The organism is Massilia sp. Masssp93, assembly GCF_059491295.1.
Genome location: NZ_CP168502.1, coordinates 3,229,604 through 3,247,424, shown reverse-complemented (window position 1 = coordinate 3,247,424; position 17,821 = coordinate 3,229,604). Strand labels below are relative to the sequence as shown.

The window sequence follows — 17,821 nt, the reverse complement described above, 5'->3', positions numbered from 1 at the left end:
GGCAGTTGAACATTTGAAAAGGAATGCCTGCCTGCCGTGCGCGGACGTTTGCCGGACTGGCAAGCATCTGCCGCCACGGCGCGACACTCTGGCGCCGGTCGCAAAAAAATCCGCCCGCGCCGCCCGTCCGCCGCGCCGCTATGCTCTACAATAGGTGCTCGGTCGCGCGGCGAATGGCGTTCGTGCCAGGCGCGCGCAAGCATCAGGAACACGGATCAATGCTTCACCTGCACAACTCGTGGCGCCGCAAGGCGCTGGTGGTCGCCGGCCTGGCCCTGGCCGCGGCGGTCCACGCGTCGGCGGCACCTGCCGCGGCCGACCGCGCCGGCCCCGGCGTGTATATCGAAGAGATGACGTCGCCGGAACTGCGCGACCGCATCGCGGCCGGCGCCACGACGGCACTCGTGCCCATCGGCGGCACCGAGCAGAGCGGCCCGCACATCGTCCTCGGCAAGCACAACGTGCGCGCCCGCGTGCTGGCGGGGCGGATCGCCGCGCGGCTGGGCGATGCCGTCGTCGCGCCCGTCGTCGCCTATGTGCCGGAAGGGTCGATCACGCCGCCGGCCGCCCACATGCGGTTCGCGGGCACCCTGTCGATTCCCGATGCCGCGTTCGAGTCCCTGCTCGAATCCACCGCGCTGAGCCTGTGCCGGCACGGCATCCGCGACGTGTTCTTCCTGGGCGACCACGGCGGCTACCAGCGCAACGAAGACAAGGCCGCCGCGCGCGTGAACCGGGCCGGCGGTTGCCGCGCCCATGCCCTGGGCGCGTATTACGAGGCCGCGACGACCACGTTCAACGCCGACCTGAAGCAGCGCGGCTTCGCCGACGCCGAGATCGGCACGCACGCGGGCCTGGCCGACACGGCGCTGTCGCTGGCCGTCGACCCCGCGCTCGTGCGCCCGGCCCAGGTGGCGGCGGGCGCCCGCGGCGGCGTGCGTGCGGGCGTGCACGGCGATCCGACCCGCGCGACCGCGGAACTGGGCCGCATCGGCGTCGAGCGCATCGTGGACGCCTCCGTGGCCGCGATCCGCGCCGCCCGCCAGGGCGCGCCAGACCAGAATCCGAATCCTTCCCATCGAAAGTAAAGAAGCCATCGTGTCATCCAAAACTACCGTTGGTGCCGTCCTGGCCCTGTCCGTCCTGGCCGGCGGCGTCGTCGCGTCGCGTGTCGTCGCTGCGTCCGCCCCGATCCCCGTCCCGGCAACGGCGACCGCCGCCGTCGCGACCGTGCCGGGCATGCCGCCCGTCGTCGATCCGCGCAATGTGTACAGCGAGATCGGCCCCACGCACCTGAGCCCCGTCGTGAAAGGCGATCTGGAACGCGTGTACGTGCCGAACCTGCGTTCGAACGACGTCAGTGTCATCGATCCCGCGACGATGAAGGTCGTGGACACCTTCAAGGTCGGCCGCAGCCCGCAGCACGTGATCCCGTCGTGGGACCTGCGCACGCTGTGGGTGGCGAACAATGCCGAGCGGCGCGGCGACGGCAGCCTGACGCCCATCGACCCGCGCACCGGCAAGCCGGGGCCGAACGTGACCGTCGACGACCCGTACAATATGTATTTCACGCCGGACGGCAAGTCGGCGATCGTCGTGACCGAGGCGCGCCACCGCCTCGACTTCCGCGATCCGCACACGATGGCGATGCAGTACGCCATCGAGGTGCCGCAGTGCGGCGGCATCAACCACGCCGAATTCTCGATCGACGGCCGCTACGCGCTGTTCACGTGCGAATTCGACGGCAGCCTCGCGAAGATCGACATGGTCAACCGCAAGGTGCTCGGCTACCTGAAACTGTCGATGCCGTCGACGCGCTTCCGCGAAGGCGTCGACCCGACGGCGCCGGGCGCCAGCGAGATCTGCACGGCCAAGAAGGGCATGCCGCAGGACGTGCGCATCTCGCCCGACGGCAAGCGCTTCTACGTGGCCGACATGGATGCGGACGGCGTGCACGTCGTCGACGGCGACAACCTGAAGCAGATCGGCTTCGTCCCCGTCGGGATCGGCACGCACGGCCTGTATCCGAGCCGCGACGGCAAATACCTGTACATCTCGAGCCGCGGCACGCACCGCATCCACGGCAAGCGCAAGGGACCGGGCAGCGTGGCCGTGCTGGACTTCGCGACCGGGAAGATCATCGCCAACTGGCCCGTGCCGGGCGGCGGCAGTCCGGACATGGGCAACGTCAGCGCGGACGGCAAGTGGCTGTGGCTGTCGGGCCGCTTCGACGACGTCGTCTACCGCATCGACACGAAGACGGGCGACATGCAGAAGGTGAAGGTCGGCGGCGAGCCGCACGGCCTGACCGTGTGGCCGCAACCGGGCCGCTATTCGCTCGGGCACACGGGCAACCTGCGCTGACCGCGCGGGGCGCCGGCCCCGCCGCTCAGTGAATCGACCCGGCGGCGCGCGCCGCACGCGGGCGCCGCATGCCGGCCGGAGGCGCGCGCGGCGCGTCCGTGCCGGCATCCCACGGCAGCGACAACACGGCCCCCAGCGCATCCGCGACCTGGCGGCCCAGCACGACGTCGCCCCCTTCGATCTGCGCCAGCGTGCGGTGCAGCGCGCACAGCACGACGGCGTAGTCGGCGCGGCGCGGATGCAGGCAGGCGTCGCCGAGCCGCTCGAGCAGCGCCTCCTCGCGCCGGAAATCCGTTTCGACCGCCGCCACGACGGCGGGGAAATCCTGTACGAAGATGTCGTCCGATTGCGCCTGCAGGGCGGCGATGCGGGCGCACAGGCGTTCGCGGCTGTCGCGCACGGCTGCGCAGGCGGCGTGCGGGTCCGCGTCGGGTTGGTGGAAGTGCATGATCTGCCTCAATCTCGTCGATGATGAAGAGCAGTGTCTTTGGTGCGCTTGGTTTGTTGTTTGATTTATCGCAAACGCGGCGGATTCCGTCGCTCAGTGTGCGAGCAATAGCGGCACGCGGGCCCGTTCCAGCAGTTCGCGCGTGACGCCGCCGAGCATCCATTCGCGGTAGCGGCCGTGGCTGTAGGCGCCCGTCACCATCAGGCCTGCGCGGCAGTCGTGCGCCAGGCCCATCAACGCGTCGCCGACGGTGGCGCGGGTGCGTTCGACGACCACGTCGACCCGCGCCCCGTGCCGGGCCAGGTACAGCGCCATGTCGGCGCCGGGCTGCTGGCCGTGCAGGTCTCCGGACGCCTCCGGATTGACGAGGGCCAGCCGCACGATGTCCGCACGCACGAGCAGCGGCAGGGCGGCGGCGATCGCGGCAATGGCCTGCATGCTGCCGTCCCAGCCGACGACGGCGGTGCCGGGCAGCGGCGCGTCCGCATGATCCGGCGGCACCACCAGCACCGGACGGGCGCCGTGCAGCGCCATGTGATCCGGCAGGGCGCGCGCCCGTACCGGCCGCGCGGGATCGGCCTGGGCGCCGCGGCTCAGCACGACGAGGTCGGCATAGCGCGACTGCAGCAGCAGCGCGTAGCGGGCCTCGTCCTCGATCAGGCGGGCTTCGAAGGAGGCCACGCCCAGGCGGCGCGCCGCGTCCTCGAAGCTGTCCAGGCGCGCGCGGGCGGCGGCGCGCAGGTTCTCGAAATCGGGGCCCGCCGTCGTCGCGGCCACCGCGCCCGTCAGCAGCGCGTAGTCGAGCCAGCCGATGCCCGTGTCGGCGCTGCCGACGAGGTGGGCGTCGAAGGTGTTGGCGAGCAGGGCGGCGGCGCGCAGGCGGCTGTCCTGCGCGGGGCCGCCGTCGACATGCACGAGGATGGTCTTGATCATGGTGCCGCTCCCGGGACGGGTATGCGGTGAGTGTAGGCCGGGGCAGCGGGGACGTCAGGAATTCGTTTGATTCGCGTCAAGCCGAATGCAGATAACGTCGTATCGTTTGCTAGACCAGAACTTTTCAGTTTATGTCAGCACGACAGAATGGCAAATTGATTCCGTCAATCTCATCGGTCCGCGCGATCAGAAAAATCATCGGCGGAGCGTCTTGCATGAGCATATGCTTGAAACGTATATACATATACGGAGACAACGATGAAATTCGGAATCGCGCCCGCCCGCATGAAGGCTCATCTGCACCTGTCGCACGTCCACCGGCCGCACTTCCACATGCCGCACGTCCACCGCGACTGGCATGCGTTCGAACCCGTGCTGCGCGTCTGCCAGATTATCCTGCTGGTCCTCCTGGCCCTGCCGTTCGCGCAGTTCGTGGCCAAGACCATCGTGTGGGCGTTCGAATCGCTGTTCGGCTGAATCGATCAGCGGATTGATCCGCGCCGGCGGCGCGGGTGCTTTAGCATGAACCGGATCCCGACTTCCGATCCGGAACATCATGCCTGTGCCTTTTTCGTCCCGCCGCCGCGTCGTCCTGTCGTTGTTGTCCCTCCCTGCCTGGCACCTTGCGGCCCGTGCCGCGGCGCCCGCAAGCAAACGCCTGTCCATTCTTGACGCCGGCGCCGTGGCCGATGGCGCCACGGTCAATACGCGCGCCATCCAGGCCGCCGTCGACCGACTGGCGGCGCAGGGCGGCGGCACGGTCGTCGTGCCGGCCGGCGTGTTCGTCAGCGGCGCGTTGTTTCTCAAGCCGGACGTCCATCTGCACCTCGACCGGGGCGCCGTCCTCCGGTGTTCGACGGACATGCGGCATTTCCCCGTCCAGCGCACGCGCATCGAAGGCCACTTCGAAGAGCGCTTCAATCCGGGCCTGATCAATGCCGCGGGCTGCGACGGCCTGCAGATCACGGGCGAAGGCACGCTGGACGGCGCCGGCCGGCCGATCTGGGACCGGTTCTGGGCGTTGCGCAAGGCGGCCAGGGACAAGGGGAGCTTCCGCAACCTCGACCTGCCGCGTGCCCGGCTGGCCGTGATCGAGGCGTCGCGCGGCGTGACGATAGACGGGATCACGTTCAAGGATTCGCAGTTCTGGAACCTGCACCTGTACAGCTGCCGCGACGTGGTGGTGCGCAATACGAACTTCCAGGTGCCGGACGATTACGTGCAGGCCCCCAGCACGGACGGCATCGACATCGACAGCTGTCAGGACGTCCTCGTCGACGGCTGCCATTTTTCCGTGACGGACGACTGCATCGCGGCCAAGGGCTCGAAGGGCCCGCGCGCGCTGGAGGACAAGGACAGCCCGCCGGTGGAGCGCATCCGCGTGCGCAACTGCGTGTTCCGGCGCGGCCACGCGATGTTCACGCTGGGGAGCGAGGCGACGGTCGTGCGCGACGTCGTCGTCGAACATTGCCGCGTGCAGGACGTGGGCAGTGTCGCCCACCTGAAGCTGCGGCCGGACACGCCGCAGCGCTACGAAGACATCCACTTCCGCGACCTGGTGCTCGATTCGGACAAGGGCGAGATCGTGTCGGTCCGGCCGTGGAGCCAGTACTTCGACCTGAAAGGCGAGGCGCCGCCGCATTCCACCGTGCGCGGCGTCACGCTGGAAGGCATCCGCGGCCGTTTCGGCGCCTTCGGCACCATCGCGCCGAATCCGGGCCAGACCGACATCGCGGCCATCGTGCTGAGGAACGTCGATGTGCAACTAACCGACACGCGGCTGCGGGTCAAGGGCGCGGCCGCCCCGGTGCTGGAGAGCGTCGTCGTCAACGGCAAGCCCTACGCGGCGGACGCGCAGGGCTGAGCCGTTCGTCTGCCTGCCGGGGATCAGCGCACCAGGCAGGGACGCTTGTTGTCGAACTTCCAGTTCGGCACCAGGAACTGCATCGCGACGGCGTCGTCGCGCGCGCCCAGCCCCATGTTCCTGTAGGCCTGGTGCGCTTTTTCCAGTTCGGCTTCATCGAGCTCGATGCCGAGGCCCGGTTTCGCCGGGACGTGCACGAGCCCGCCTTCGATCTTCAGCGGCTCTTTCGTGACGCGCTGGCCGTCCTGCCAGATCCAGTGGGTGTCGATCGCGGTGACCTTGCCCGGCGCCGCCGCGCCCACGTGGGTGAACATGGCGAGCGAGATGTCGAAGTGGTTGTTCGAGTGCGAACCCCACGTCAGGCCGAACATCTGGCACAGCTGCGCCACCCGCACGGAACCCTGCATCGTCCAGAAGTGCGGGTCGGCGAGCGGGATGTCGACGGACTGCAGCTGGATCGAATGGGCCATCTGGCGCCAGTCGGTGGCGATCATGTTGGTGGCCGTCGGCAGGCCGGTGGCGCGGCGGAATTCGGCCATCACTTCGCGGCCCGAGAAACCGTTCTCGGCGCCGCACGGGTCTTCCGCATACGCGAGGATGCCGTGCTTGTCGCGGCACACGCGGATCGCTTCCTGCAGCGACCAGGCGCCGTTCGGGTCCAGCGTGATGCGCGCGTCCGGGAAGCGCTCGTGCATCGCGACGATCGCTTCCATCTCTTCGTCGGCGGACAGCACGCCGCCTTTCAGCTTGAAGTCGTTGAAGCCGTAGCGCTCGCGCGCGGCCTCGCACAGGCGCACGACGGCTTCCGGCGTCAGTGCCTCCTCGTTGCGCAGGCGGAGCCAGGCGTCGGCGGCGTCCGGCTCGCTGCGGTAGGCCAGCGGCGTCTTTCTGCGGTCGCCCACGTAGAACAGGTAGCCCAGCATCTCGACGGCACTACGCTGCATGCCTTCGCCCAGCAGCGCCGCGACGGGCACGTTCATGAACTGGCCCAGCAGGTCGAGCAGCGCGGATTCCACGGCCGTGACGGCGTGGATGGTCGTGCGCAGGTCGAACGTCTGCTGGCCGCGCCCGTCGGCATCGCGGTCGGCGAAGGCGCCGCGCATCGCGTTCAGGACGTTGTTGTACTCACCCAGCGTCTTGCCGACGACGAGGGGCCGCGCATCCTCGATGGTCTGGCGGATCTTCTCGCCGCCCGGCACCTCGCCCAGGCCCGTGTTGCCGGCGCTGTCCTTGAGGATGACGATGTTGCGGGTGAACCAGGGACCGTGCGCGCCGGAGAGGTTGAGCAGCATGCTGTCCTGGCCGGCGACGGGGACGACGCGCAGTTCGGTGACGACGGGGGCTTTGGTGCCGATAGTGTTCATGGTGAAAGACGTTGGGTGGGATGAATGGAAGAGTCTACTGGTTCACGAGCGACTTCACGAGCTTGACGCGCTTGATGTCGCCGACGATGAACAGGTAGCACACGATGGCCAGCGCCGCGTTGGCGCCGACGAAGAGCAGGGCGCCGGCGAACGAGCCGGTGTTCTGGACGATGTAGCCGATGACGATGGGCGTCGTGATGCCGGCCGTGTTGCCGAAGGTATTGAACAGGGCGCCGGACAGGCCGCCCGCTTCCTTCGGCGACGTGTCCGACACGACGGCCCAGCCCAGCGCGCCGACGCCCTTGCCGAAGAACGCGAGCGACATGGCGGCGACGACGAGCGTATCCGCCTCGATGTAGTTACACGCGATCATGGTCATCGACATCAGCATGCCCAGCACGATCGGCACCTTGCGCGACACCGACAGCGAATAGCCGGCGCGGCTCAGGCGGTCCGAGATCCAGCCGCCGGTGATGCCGCCGAGGAAGCCGGCGATGGCGGGCAGCGACGCGACGAAGCCGGCCTTCAGGATCGTCATGTGGCGTTCCTGCACGAGGTAGACGGGGAACCAGGTCAGGAAGAAATAGGTCAGCGTCGTGATGCAGTACTGGCCGATGTACACGCCCAGCAGCATGCGGTTGCCCAGCAATTCCTTGATGCAGGCGAACGTGTCCACCTGGCTCGGCTGGGCCGTGCGGCTGCCGCTGTCCAGGTCGACGAGCGCGCCGCCGTCCTGGATGTATTTCAGTTCGCTGCTGCTGACCGACGGGTGGTCCTTGGGACCGTAGATGGTCTTGAGCCAGACGAAGGCCATCACGATGCCCAGGCCGCCCATCACGTAGAACACGCTGTGCCAGCCGTAGCTGTGCACCAGCCAGCCCATGATCGGCGCGAACAGCACGGTGGCGAAGTATTGCGCCGAATTGAACACGGCGGCGGCCAGGCCCCGTTCGTGCGTGGGGAACCACGCGGACGCGATGCGGCTGTTGCCCGGGAACGAAGGCGCTTCCGCCGCCCCGACGAGCAGGCGCAGCGTGAATAGCGTGGCGACCGCGGCGCCGCCCGCCACGAATCCCACCGTCCCGGTCAGCATGGTGAAGACGGACCACAGGAAGATGCTGCAGAAGTAGGTGATCTTGGAGCCGAAGCGGTCCAGCAGCCAGCCGCCGGGCAGCTGGGCGATGACGTAGGACCAGGCGAACGCGGAAAACACGAAGCCCATCTGGACCGCGTCCAGGCCGAGTTCCTTCTTGATGCCGGGCGCGGCGATCGAGATCGTCGCGCGGTCGGCGTAGTTGATGGTCGTGATCGCGAACAGCATCGCGAGGATCATCCAGCGCGTCCTGGTCTGGACCTTGGCCGCTGCCGCGGCTTGGACGGATCGGGATTGTTCCACGGTAGTCTCCGGTTGTCGGTTATCGTTGGTCATGGAGGTCAGAACCTGTGGCGGATGCCGAGGTTGTAGCCGGTGTTGCCGGCGCCGGCGGCGAGCGCGGCGAGGAGGGCTGCTGTTTTGTTCATAATCTCTTCCATTGTTGCGTTAAAGAAGAGAGACATGCTGTTACCTGGCCGGCCGACCGCAGTGAGAGTGTCTCCTGATGCTACCCGGATCGATGGTCCGGGTGGCTTATGTTCTGCAAATGATCATATGTCTTGATCGATTCACGAACAAGCCAAACTGTGATGCGTAACATTCAGGAATTGAATCAATCAGCGATGGAAGGTCGGCAGGACGTCGCGCAGGAACAGCCGCAGGACGGGATTCTCGTTGTCGCGCCGGAACGTGCAGATCATCTCGACGGGCTCCGTCGCCATCTCGCGCATGACGATCCCGTCGAATTTCAGGTTGGCGGCGCCGGCCGCGATGAGGGCGGCGCCGACGCCGGCCCGGACCAGCGCCAGCATCGTGTGCACCTGCCCGATGTGCTCGACGACGTCGGGCACGACGCCGGCGCGGGCGAAGCGTTCGCTCAGCATCTGGTAGAACGGGCGCGCTTCGTACGGGGAGTACATCACGAACGGCCGGCCGTGCAGGTCGGCGAGCGTGGGCGCCAGGGGCCAGCGGTCGGCATCGTCCGCATGGACCGCGAGCATCAGCGGTTCGGTCAGCAGCGGCCGGCTTTCGAGCTCGCCGTTGATCGTGTGGGGCCGCATCAGCCCCAGGTCCAGTTCGCCCGAGTTGAGCGCCTCCACCTGCGCGGTGCTGACGAGTTCCTTGAGGTTGAGCGAGACGCCCGGCGCGCGCTCGCGCAGCCGCCGCACGACTTCCGGCAGCAGGCTGTAGCCCGAGGCCGACGTGAAGCCGATGGCCAGCGTCCCTTGCTCGCCCTTGGCGGCGCGGCGCGCGGTGAACGTGGCTTCCTCGGCGATGCGCAGGATGCGCGCCGCCTCCGGAAAGAACGCCTTGCCGGCCGCGGTCAGCCTGACGGTGCGGCTGTTGCGTTCCAGCAGGCGGGCGCCGACGTGGTGTTCGAGCAGGCGGATCTGCCGGCTCAGCGGCGGCTGCGTCATGTTCAGGCGCTCCGCCGCGCGGCTGAAATGCAATTCCTCGGCGACGGCCACGAAGCAGCGGAGCTGGCTGATCTCGAACATGATGGTTTTTCCTGTGACGATCGGGGGGCGACGAGCGCGATTATGACCCATGCGCCGGGGCCGCGGGCACCGTGCTATCGTTGGGCTCGAGCCTAATGCGAAGGAGACCCCATGAGATTCGACCAGCGCATCGCCATCGTCACCGGCGCCGCCGGCGGCATCGGCCTGGCCACGGCGCGCCGCCTGCTGGGCGAGGGCGCCAGCGTGATGCTGGCCGGCCACCACCAGGACACCGTCGACGCCGCCGCCGCCGGACTGGCGCGGGAAGCGGACGCCGAGCGCATCGCGACCATCGCCTGCGACGTGGCGCGCGAAGACCAGGTGATCGCCACGGTGGACGCCACGATCAAGCGCTTCGGCGGCTGGGACCTGGCCGTCAACAATGCGGGCACGATGTCGTTCAAGCCCATCGAGCAGCAGACGGAACAGGACTGGCGCGCCATCCTCGACGTCGACCTGCTCGGCGCCTTCTTCTTCACCAAGCAGGCCTTCCTGCGCATGCGCCGGGGCGGGGCCATCGTCAACGTGTCGAGCGTGCATGCGGTCGAGACCGAGCCGCTCGTCGCCCCGTATGCGGCCGCGAAGGCGGCGCTGCTGTCGCTCACGCGGTCGGCGGCGCTGGAGGGCAAGGCCAAGGGCATCCGCGTGAACGCCGTGCTGCCCGGCGCCGTCGACACGCCCATGCTGTGGGATAACCCGAACGTGAAGGCCGGCGTGGAAGTGATCGACAAGGCCGACGTCGGCGCCGCGGAAGACCTGGCCGCGGCCATCGCCTTCCTGCTCGCGGACGAAGCCCGCTTCGTCGACGGCACCTCGCTGCGGGTCGACGGCGCGCGGCTGGCGCGCTTGTAGCACCACACGCCGTCGCCTGCCCCGTAGGGTGGGCACCCCGTGCCCACGATTGCGTTCGAAGGACGCATACGCCTGGTGGGCGGAGGCCGCCCACCCTACCGTCGCGCACGCCGCCGTAGGGTGGGCAACCCTTGCCCACGCGGACGTTCGCGTCGCGTCGCCGTCCGGTCGCGTCGCCGTCCGGGTCACGTCACCGTCCGCGTCGGCTCGCCGGAATACGCCCTCAGTGCCAGCGCACCGGCATCAACATCTTCGACCGGAACCAGCGCGCCAGCAGGTTGCCGCACATCCGCACCGGCCCGAGGTGGCCCATCACGTGGCGCTGGTACGTGAGGCCGTACATCGCCAGCGCGAACGGCCCCTTGACGTGCAGGTGGCGGTTGCCGATCGCGCGGCGCAGGATGCCGACCGCGCCCGCCCGCCCCAGCGACACGAGCGTGCCGTAGTCGCGGTACTGGAAGCCCGGCAGCGTGTCCGGCGTCTTGTGCGCCAGCAGCTTCGCGAGATAGACGGCCTGCTGGCGCGCCGCCTGGGCGCTGGGCGGCGCCATCGCCGTCTTGTCCGGATTGAGCAGCGTGCAGCAATCGCCCATCGCGTGGATGTCCGGGTCGGTCACGCTGCGCAGCCGGGCGTCGACCACGACCTGGTCGTTGCGGTTCAGCGCCACGTTGAGGCCCGTGCTGAATTGCGGGCCTTTCACGCCGGCCGCCCACACGGTGATCGCGGCGGGGAACACGCGGCCGTCCGTCGTTTCGACTTCGTCCGCGCGCACCTCGGCGATCGCCGTGCCGGTGCAGATCTCGATGCCCATCGCGCCCAGCTTGCGCACGGCCAGTCCGGACGCTTCCGCATCCAGCGACGGCAGCACCTGCGGGCCGCGTTCGACGATGCGGATGTGTACCTGGTGCGGCGATTCCAGCCCGGCGAGGCCGTAATGGGCGAGCGTGTCGACCGTGTGGCGCAGGTCGGCCGCCAGTTCGATGCCGGTCGGGCCGGCGCCCACGATGACGATGTCGAGCAGCGGCGCGCCGGCGTCCGTGCGGGCATTGCGGCGGCGTCCCGCCTGGGCGCACAGGCCGAGGAAGCGCTGGCGGAAGGCTTCGGCGCCCTTCACGCTGTCGAGCGCCAGGCAGTGTTCCTGCGCGCCGGGGATGCCGAAGAAATTCGTCACGGAGCCGTAGGCCAGCACCACGCGGTCGTAGGCAATGACGGTGTGCGCGTCCGGCGCGTCGCTCATGTCGTACGTGCGGCTGCGCACCGTGAGCGTGCGGCGGGCGCGGTCGACGTCGACGACTTCGCCGCACACGAACGTGAAGTGGTTGTCGATGGCCTGGCGCGCATAGTCGATCATGTGGTCGGCCGGATCGATGGTGCCGGCGGCGACGGCGTGCAGCAGGGGTTTCCAGAAGTGCGTGGGCGCGCTGTCGATGAGGATCACGCGATCCTTGTGGCTGCTGCCCAGGCGGCGTCCGAGCCGGGTGGCGAGTTCGAGGCCGGCGACGCCGCCGCCGACGATGACGATGGATTGCATGGTGTGCTCCCTTCTTTTTCGAATCGATGTGGGCGAGGGCGACCCGGCCGAGCGGGACTCCCGGCTTCGCTGCGTTCGCGCATCCGCCGGGAGCAGCGCCCGCGGATGCCGGGAAGACTGCTCAGTGTGTCGTGGTGGGCATGCTTACCTTGCGCACGTCCTTGCGCATGACGACCGCTTTCGGTGTCTGTACGCCGATGTGCGCGGTGCGGGCCGCGGCGATGGCGCGCGGCGAGGTCGTCACGGCCAGCGCTTCGTCGGGCGGCACGCCCAGCTGGCCCAGTACGACGGAGTACGGCGCCTTGTGGCCGCGCGCGCCGAAGTCGGCGCCGGTCAGCACGACGGAAAAGATGTGGTGGGCGGTGTCGCCGAAACGGCGGCGCAGCTGTTCGCCGGCCTGTTCGTGCGGCAGTTCGGAGATCAGGGCGCACGGCAGGCCGTTCTCGATCGCCTGGTCCAGCAGGCGCACGGCGTCCGCAGCCGGCACATTCGCCGCGGTCTCGGCCGCGCGTGTGCTCGGGAATGCGGATAAGTCGAAGATGAACGCTTGTGCCGTCATGATGATCTCCTTTTGTGGGCCGTTGTCGCTTGAATTATCTTTACTATACGGCTGGGACGGATAAAATAAAAATAAATAATTTTTAAAATCCGATAAGGGATCACTTATGTATCCAGCCAGCTTCAAACAGCTGCAGGCCGTGATGCTGGTGGCGCGCCACCAGAGCGTCTCGCGTGCCGCCGAGGCGATGCACGTGACGCAGCCCGCGGTGTCGCTGCACCTCAAGCTGCTGGAGGAGGCGGCCGGCGTGCCGCTCACGCGCCGCCAGGGCCGCAACATCCAGATGACGGCGGCGGGCGAGCTGCTGGTGAGTTACGCGGAGCGCATCCTCGGCCTGTGGGAAGAGGCGGGCGACGAGATCGCGGCGCTGAAGGGCGTGACGTCCGGCACGCTGCGCATCGGCGCCGTGATGACGGCGGAGCACCTGCTGCCGCCGATGCTCGTGCGCTTCACGACCGGACGACCGCACGTGCGCATCAAGCTGCAGGTGGGCTCGCGGCCGGAGGTGATCGGCATGCTCAGTCGCGACGAGATCGACCTGGCCATCATGGGTACGCCACCGCGCGAATTCCCGACCAGCGCCAGCCGCTTCGCGCGCCACCCGATGGCCTTCTTCGTCGCGCCCGGCCATCCGCTGCTGGCCATGGAGGCGGTGACCCTGGCCGACATCGCCGCCCACAACCTCCTCGTGCGCGAGCGCGGATCGGGCACGCGCGCGGCGATCGAACGCCGTTACGAGGAAGAGGGCGTGGCGCTCGCGATCGGGTCGGAGTTGTCCAGCAACGAGGCGATCAAGCAGATGACGGCGGCGGGCCTGGGCGTCGCTTTCCTGTCGGTGCACGCCTGCACGCTGGAAGTGCGCAACCAGCTATTGAGCGTGCTGCCGGTGCCGGGCGTCGTCGTGCAGGGCGAGTGGCACGTGATGCACAAGGCGGCACGCGCGATTCCGACCGTGGCCGCGTCGTTCCACGAGTTCATGGTGGAGCATGGGCAGCAGGTCATTTCGGACGAGCTGGAGAGCATCGCCTGGAGATGACCAACGTGCGCTCGACGACCGAACGCCATCGGCCGAGCCTTTCGCGCGACTCCACGCCGTATCGCGAAGGGCGATCGGCCGTCGCGGTCTTTCGGCAGCGCGCGGCGACACCAGGTTGTCACTCAACCGCATCTTCGCCCCGGTTCCCGTCATCCTGCGAAGGTGGAATCAACGAGGCTTCGCCGGCGCCAGGTCGACGCGGGTGAATTGCAGGTTCCATGCCCTCCCGGTGCTGAGTGAGAACCCCGTGCAGCCGGACGTTGGGCTGCATTGATAGTCGAGGTTGACGCCCCCGAAGCGGAAACTGGCGCCGAATTCGTCCTTGCCCTTGGCGTCGAGGGGAGCCGTGCCGCGCGGGTAAGTCAGAGTCAAGCCGTCCTTTCCTAACGCGACCGTGTACAGCACGTGCAGCTCATCGCTGTAAAACTCGCCCTCGAACCTGGCCAGCGTTTCCGCCGGCGGAGTTTGACGCGCCATCCGCGGCGCGGGAATATCATGTCCGCCCTGGTGGAGGACACCGCCTGCGACGATGCCATCCTTGCCCGGTGCATCGAAGGTGAACTGGGCATTGATCGCCTTCGCAAAGAAACTGCGTTGACCATAAGCGAATACAGGAATCCGGGGCTGGCCCGTTCCTTGTGCCCACAAGTGGCCATCTTCTTTTGTGAAATGGACGCCTTGGACGCCTGCTTGCGGCGACAGCGCGTAATAGCCGACCAGCGCATCCAGCCCTGCCGGGTCGAATGCGACTTCCCTGAACATTTTGTCTGGCGACATCGGTGCGGCAGGCGCTGCAGGCACTTCGTGGTCCAGGTAGATGTCGGCGACTTTGCGCACCAGCTCGTCTTTGTCGAGGTCGGGCGAGTTGGCCAGCACCACGACGGAGAAATGCTGGTCGGGAAAGCGTGTCAGCTGGGTGTGAAAGCCGCTGATGTCGCCGCCATGCTCGACGATGCGCCGGCCCCGGTAGGAATCGATCAGCAGACCGGACGCGTAGTTGTTGGGATGGCCGTTGCCGAGTATGCCGGGCACTTGCATTTGCGCGAGCAGGTCCATGCCGCCGACCCGGCCGTCATAAAAATTCCTGTCCCATCGTGCCAGATCGCCGGCTGTCGTGACGACCCCGCCTGCGCCATCGGCCGCCTCGCAGACGGCCACGTAGTCGTAGCCGCCGGCCCCGGACGGCAGATAGGAAAGAACACGCTGCGGCACGAGCGTGCCGTAGCCATTCAGGAATTGCGTGTGCTTCATCCCGAGTGGTTCGAAGATGCGCATTCGTGCGAACTCGGCCAGCGGCATTCCAGACACACGCTCGACGATCTGCCCCAGCAGCAGATAGCCCGTGTTGGAGTATAAAAATTGCTGGCCGGGCGAAAAGTTCAGCGCGCGCTGACGTTTCACTAGAGCGAACACGTCTTCCTGCGTAACGACCTCGTCGATGCGCGCTCCCTTCAAGAACATCAGGTCGAAGTAGTCGCGCAGGCCGCTGGTATGGTGCAGCAATTGGCGGATCGTGATGGTCTTCCCGAAATCCGGCACTTCCGGCAAGTACTTCCGGACGTCATCGTCCAGCGCCAGCTTGCCGTCTTGCGCCAGCAGGTAGATCGACAACGCGGTGAACTGTTTGGAGTTCGAACCGATGGTGAAGCTCGCGGCTGGCGTCATCGGTACGTTGTGCTCCAGATCGGCGTACCCGTAGCCCTTGCTCAGCACGACCTTGCCCTCACGGATCACCTCGACCACCGCGCCCGGCATGCCTGGCCGATTCCAGGCGGCGAACAGCGAGTCAACCGCTCGCTCCGGCGCTTCACCCGGTTGGGCGCTCGTCGCAGGCGCTGCACCAGCCATGGCTGACGGCGCCAGTACGGCCAACATGGCCGCAAGCAGGGCGATATGCTTCATCGTGATGTCCTTTCGGTAGCTCGATGGTAGCAGTATGGCAGAGTTATTGAAGAAATATGTAATTTATAAGGAAATTATCTTTCCATGCAATGGTAGCTATGAGTTCCTTCAAGTGGCACCCCGGGTGCCGCATCAGGGGGGCGGACGGCGCCACGTTCGGGACCTTCATCAGTTAATCCGGGCCATGCTCCGGCGACCACTTTTTCCATGGTCTAGTGAAGCCATTTGAGACCGAATTAATGCATGTTTGCCAATTGGGGAGCGCAGTGATGCAGCACGTGGGTCCGCTTCTTGCACCGGTAGCGGACGGTCTGCACAGATCAGTGCAGCCGGCTGTTGTCTACTGAGCAACTAGAGGGTTTTGTTAGGCGTACGGTGATCAGAGCCCATTTTCCGGCGAAGGTGTTCACTGGTTCTTTCGACATCCTTCTCTTCCTCGACTCTTTGATCAGCATATGAGGCTCGGCCACATTCTCGATCGGAACACCCGCCCATCCTTTCGACCGGCGACGGCTTCGCGAACCTGTGCGGTCGCCGCATCCGGAAAGGCCTGATCGGTCGCTCCCCGGGACGGCATCTGTCCTCTCAAACCAGCATCGATTGCTGGGCGAAGATACCGGCCATCGCGCCCTGCGATGATGCCTGGGTGACCGACGGCAAGAAGGGCGTGGCGAGGTCGCCGGCGGCGTAGATGCCCGGCATGCTGGTTTGGCGGCGCTCGTCGACTTTGAGGGCGATGCCGACGGGCGTATCCATCGTGGCGAGGCCCAGTGATTCATGCAGCCTTGCGGACGGCTTGTTGCGCGGATGGGCGAACAGGATGTCGACCGCGATTTTGCGGCCTGTATCGAGATCGACGGTTGTGATATGGCCCTTGTGATGGGCGATCTCGACGATCCGGCCATCGACCACAGGGATGTTGCGGTGCGCCAGATCGGCCTGGATATCGGGCGGAATGTCATGACCATCGGCGAAGACAGTCAACTTGTCAGTCCAATCGTGGAACAGCTTGACCGACTGGTGCGACTGCGGGCCGGACCAGACGAGGCCCCAATGCTGGCCGGCGACTTCAAAGCCGTCGCAATAGGGGCAGGGGACGATGGACGTGCCCCAGCATTCGGCAAAGCCGGGAACATCAGGCATCTGGTCGGCGACGCCATAGCTCAGGATCAGGCGGCGCGCCCGAAGGCTTTCGCCATCGCCGGTGAGGACGGAGAAATCGTCGATGGCGCCGGAGACACTGTCGGCCCGGGCGCTGACCAGGCTGATCGTGGGATAACGCGCCAACTGCTGCCGCGCCTGGGCCAGGATGTCCAGCGGTGGCTTGTGATCGTGGCCGAGCAGGCCATGCGAGTGGCCGGCGAAGCGATTGCGCGGCAGGCCGGTATCGAGAACGGTGACCTTGCGGCGGGCACGGCCGAGCTGCAGCGCGGCGGCGAGGCCGGCAAAGCTGCCGCCGATGATGATGACGTCATTCATGGTAATGAACTCCGTGTCGTGGATGGATGGATGGGGCTGGGCCTGGTGCATTGGCTTGCACATTTCAAATACTGCGTGGTATCGTAATACCTGAATTTGAATACTGTCAAGTACTGGAATTATCGTGACCGAAAACAACCAGGGCCGGCGCGGCCGGCCCTCCAATGACGCGCTGGGCCAAACGATAGTCGATGCCGCATGCGAACTCTTTGTGGAATTGGGTTTTCAAGCCACGACAATGGACAAGGTCGCCCAGCGGGCGAAGATATCCAAGCTAAGCATCTATCGGCACTTTGAGAATAAAGAGGCGCTGTTCAGCGCGGCCATCGCGGCCCGCTGCCATCAGTTTGCGCCACAGGCCCTTTTTGAAGGCGTCGATGGTTCGGCCGAAGAGCAACTCATGGCGGTGGGATCATCCCTGCTTCGCACGCTATTGAGCCCGGACGTCAGCGGTGTCGAAGCCATGATCATGGCCGACAAGACGAATCAAAAGTCGTTAAGCAGGCTCCATTACGAAGCCGGGCCCGCGCATGTCATTGCGCAAATCGAGACCCTGTTGCGTCAGTTGCACGCGAAGGCCGTTCTGAACGTGCCCGATCCTCTCGGGTCCGCCCGATTGTTTGCCGCGCTTTTCAAAGGATCCGATCTCCTGGCTATCGCACGTTTCGATGAAGCGAGAGCAGAGGACAACAACGAAATCGAATCCTATTGCCGGTCGGCCGTCGCCATGTTCATCCGCGCGCACGGTGGCAACGACCGACGACACGCGACGATGTGATCGCTTTATTCGATCGGATCGAGATCCTGTGGAAGCTTGCCGAGCATTTCTGGCGTCGCTTCGTTGCCAGGAACGGCGCAGATTTGCTCGACGCGTTCATTCCCTGATGAGAGGTTGCG

At 66.6% G+C, this 17,821-nt stretch carries 17 protein-coding genes; 7 read left to right on the top strand and 10 right to left on the bottom strand.

Annotation, left to right across the window (positions count from 1 at the left end; translation table 11 throughout):
• Positions 1-218: 218 nt before the first annotated feature.
• Both ACEN9Q_RS13290 and ACEN9Q_RS13285 read left to right on the top strand, forming a co-directional pair.
• Positions 219-1,088 carry a creatininase family protein gene (locus ACEN9Q_RS13290; protein ID WP_495628774.1) on the top strand — a complete coding sequence of 290 codons (870 nt, stop codon included), beginning with the start codon at positions 219-221 and terminating at the stop codon, positions 1,086-1,088.
• A 151-nt stretch (positions 1,089-1,239) separates the two neighbouring features.
• Positions 1,240-2,364 (top strand): YVTN family beta-propeller repeat protein, encoded by a 1,125-nt coding sequence (locus tag ACEN9Q_RS13285; RefSeq protein WP_495628948.1) that lies wholly within the window; start codon positions 1,240-1,242, stop codon positions 2,362-2,364.
• A 25-nt stretch (positions 2,365-2,389) separates the two neighbouring features.
• On the opposite strand, the gene ACEN9Q_RS13280 is transcribed toward ACEN9Q_RS13285, so the two are convergent.
• Both ACEN9Q_RS13280 and ACEN9Q_RS13275 read right to left on the bottom strand, forming a co-directional pair.
• Positions 2,390-2,812, bottom strand: coding sequence for a hypothetical protein (locus tag ACEN9Q_RS13280; protein WP_495628773.1), 423 nt, complete (start codon positions 2,810-2,812; stop codon positions 2,390-2,392).
• Positions 2,813-2,905: 93 nt separating this feature from the next.
• Complete coding sequence (locus tag ACEN9Q_RS13275) at positions 2,906-3,745, bottom strand: universal stress protein (protein WP_495628772.1); 840 nt, start codon at positions 3,743-3,745, stop codon at positions 2,906-2,908.
• A gap of 258 nt (positions 3,746-4,003) precedes the next feature.
• Between ACEN9Q_RS13275 and ACEN9Q_RS13270 the strand changes: the two genes are divergently transcribed.
• Both ACEN9Q_RS13270 and ACEN9Q_RS13265 read left to right on the top strand, forming a co-directional pair.
• Positions 4,004-4,222 (top strand): hypothetical protein, encoded by a 219-nt coding sequence (locus tag ACEN9Q_RS13270; protein WP_495628771.1) that lies wholly within the window; start codon positions 4,004-4,006, stop codon positions 4,220-4,222.
• A 79-nt stretch (positions 4,223-4,301) separates the two neighbouring features.
• Positions 4,302-5,609 carry a glycoside hydrolase family 28 protein gene (locus ACEN9Q_RS13265; RefSeq protein WP_495628770.1) on the top strand — a complete coding sequence of 436 codons (1,308 nt, stop codon included), beginning with the start codon at positions 4,302-4,304 and terminating at the stop codon, positions 5,607-5,609.
• 23 nt (positions 5,610-5,632) lie between these two features.
• Here the strand turns inward: ACEN9Q_RS13265 and gudD are convergent, their stop codons facing one another.
• The 4 genes from gudD to ACEN9Q_RS13245 form a co-directional block, all read right to left on the bottom strand.
• Positions 5,633-6,973, bottom strand: coding sequence for a glucarate dehydratase (gene gudD / locus ACEN9Q_RS13260; RefSeq protein WP_495628769.1), 1,341 nt, complete (start codon positions 6,971-6,973; stop codon positions 5,633-5,635).
• 34 nt (positions 6,974-7,007) lie between these two features.
• Complete coding sequence (locus ACEN9Q_RS13255; RefSeq protein ID WP_495628947.1) at positions 7,008-8,306, bottom strand: MFS transporter; 1,299 nt, start codon at positions 8,304-8,306, stop codon at positions 7,008-7,010.
• 101 nt (positions 8,307-8,407) lie between these two features.
• Complete coding sequence (locus tag ACEN9Q_RS13250) at positions 8,408-8,530, bottom strand: hypothetical protein (RefSeq protein ID WP_495628768.1); 123 nt, start codon at positions 8,528-8,530, stop codon at positions 8,408-8,410.
• Positions 8,531-8,683: 153 nt separating this feature from the next.
• Positions 8,684-9,565: a LysR substrate-binding domain-containing protein gene (locus tag ACEN9Q_RS13245; protein ID WP_495628767.1), complete on the bottom strand. Its 882-nt coding sequence runs from the start codon at positions 9,563-9,565 to the stop codon at positions 8,684-8,686.
• A 111-nt stretch (positions 9,566-9,676) separates the two neighbouring features.
• Here ACEN9Q_RS13245 and ACEN9Q_RS13240 point away from each other — a divergent pair, with 111 nt between their 5' ends.
• Positions 9,677-10,417: an SDR family NAD(P)-dependent oxidoreductase gene (locus tag ACEN9Q_RS13240; protein WP_495628766.1), complete on the top strand. Its 741-nt coding sequence runs from the start codon at positions 9,677-9,679 to the stop codon at positions 10,415-10,417.
• 223 nt (positions 10,418-10,640) lie between these two features.
• Here the strand turns inward: ACEN9Q_RS13240 and ACEN9Q_RS13235 are convergent, their stop codons facing one another.
• Both ACEN9Q_RS13235 and ACEN9Q_RS13230 read right to left on the bottom strand, forming a co-directional pair.
• Positions 10,641-11,948: an NAD(P)/FAD-dependent oxidoreductase gene (locus tag ACEN9Q_RS13235; protein ID WP_495628765.1), complete on the bottom strand. Its 1,308-nt coding sequence runs from the start codon at positions 11,946-11,948 to the stop codon at positions 10,641-10,643.
• Positions 11,949-12,069: 121 nt separating this feature from the next.
• Positions 12,070-12,507, bottom strand: a complete 438-nt coding sequence (locus tag ACEN9Q_RS13230; protein WP_495628764.1) for an HAD family hydrolase — start codon at positions 12,505-12,507, stop codon at positions 12,070-12,072.
• A 106-nt stretch (positions 12,508-12,613) separates the two neighbouring features.
• Here ACEN9Q_RS13230 and ACEN9Q_RS13225 point away from each other — a divergent pair, with 106 nt between their 5' ends.
• The gene (locus ACEN9Q_RS13225; RefSeq protein WP_056440041.1) at positions 12,614-13,543 is read left to right on the top strand and encodes a LysR family transcriptional regulator; all 930 of its coding nucleotides are present in this window, start codon (positions 12,614-12,616) and stop codon (positions 13,541-13,543) included.
• Between the two features lie 168 nt (positions 13,544-13,711).
• Here the strand turns inward: ACEN9Q_RS13225 and ACEN9Q_RS13220 are convergent, their stop codons facing one another.
• Together ACEN9Q_RS13220 and ACEN9Q_RS13215 are read right to left on the bottom strand one after the other, a co-directional pair.
• Positions 13,712-15,445: a serine hydrolase domain-containing protein gene (locus ACEN9Q_RS13220; RefSeq protein WP_495628763.1), complete on the bottom strand. Its 1,734-nt coding sequence runs from the start codon at positions 15,443-15,445 to the stop codon at positions 13,712-13,714.
• Positions 15,446-16,030: 585 nt separating this feature from the next.
• Positions 16,031-16,924, bottom strand: coding sequence for an NAD(P)/FAD-dependent oxidoreductase (locus ACEN9Q_RS13215; RefSeq protein WP_495628762.1), 894 nt, complete (start codon positions 16,922-16,924; stop codon positions 16,031-16,033).
• Positions 16,925-17,048: 124 nt separating this feature from the next.
• Here ACEN9Q_RS13215 and ACEN9Q_RS13210 point away from each other — a divergent pair, with 124 nt between their 5' ends.
• Complete coding sequence (locus ACEN9Q_RS13210; RefSeq protein WP_495628761.1) at positions 17,049-17,702, top strand: TetR/AcrR family transcriptional regulator; 654 nt, start codon at positions 17,049-17,051, stop codon at positions 17,700-17,702.
• Positions 17,703-17,821 lie beyond the last annotated feature (119 nt).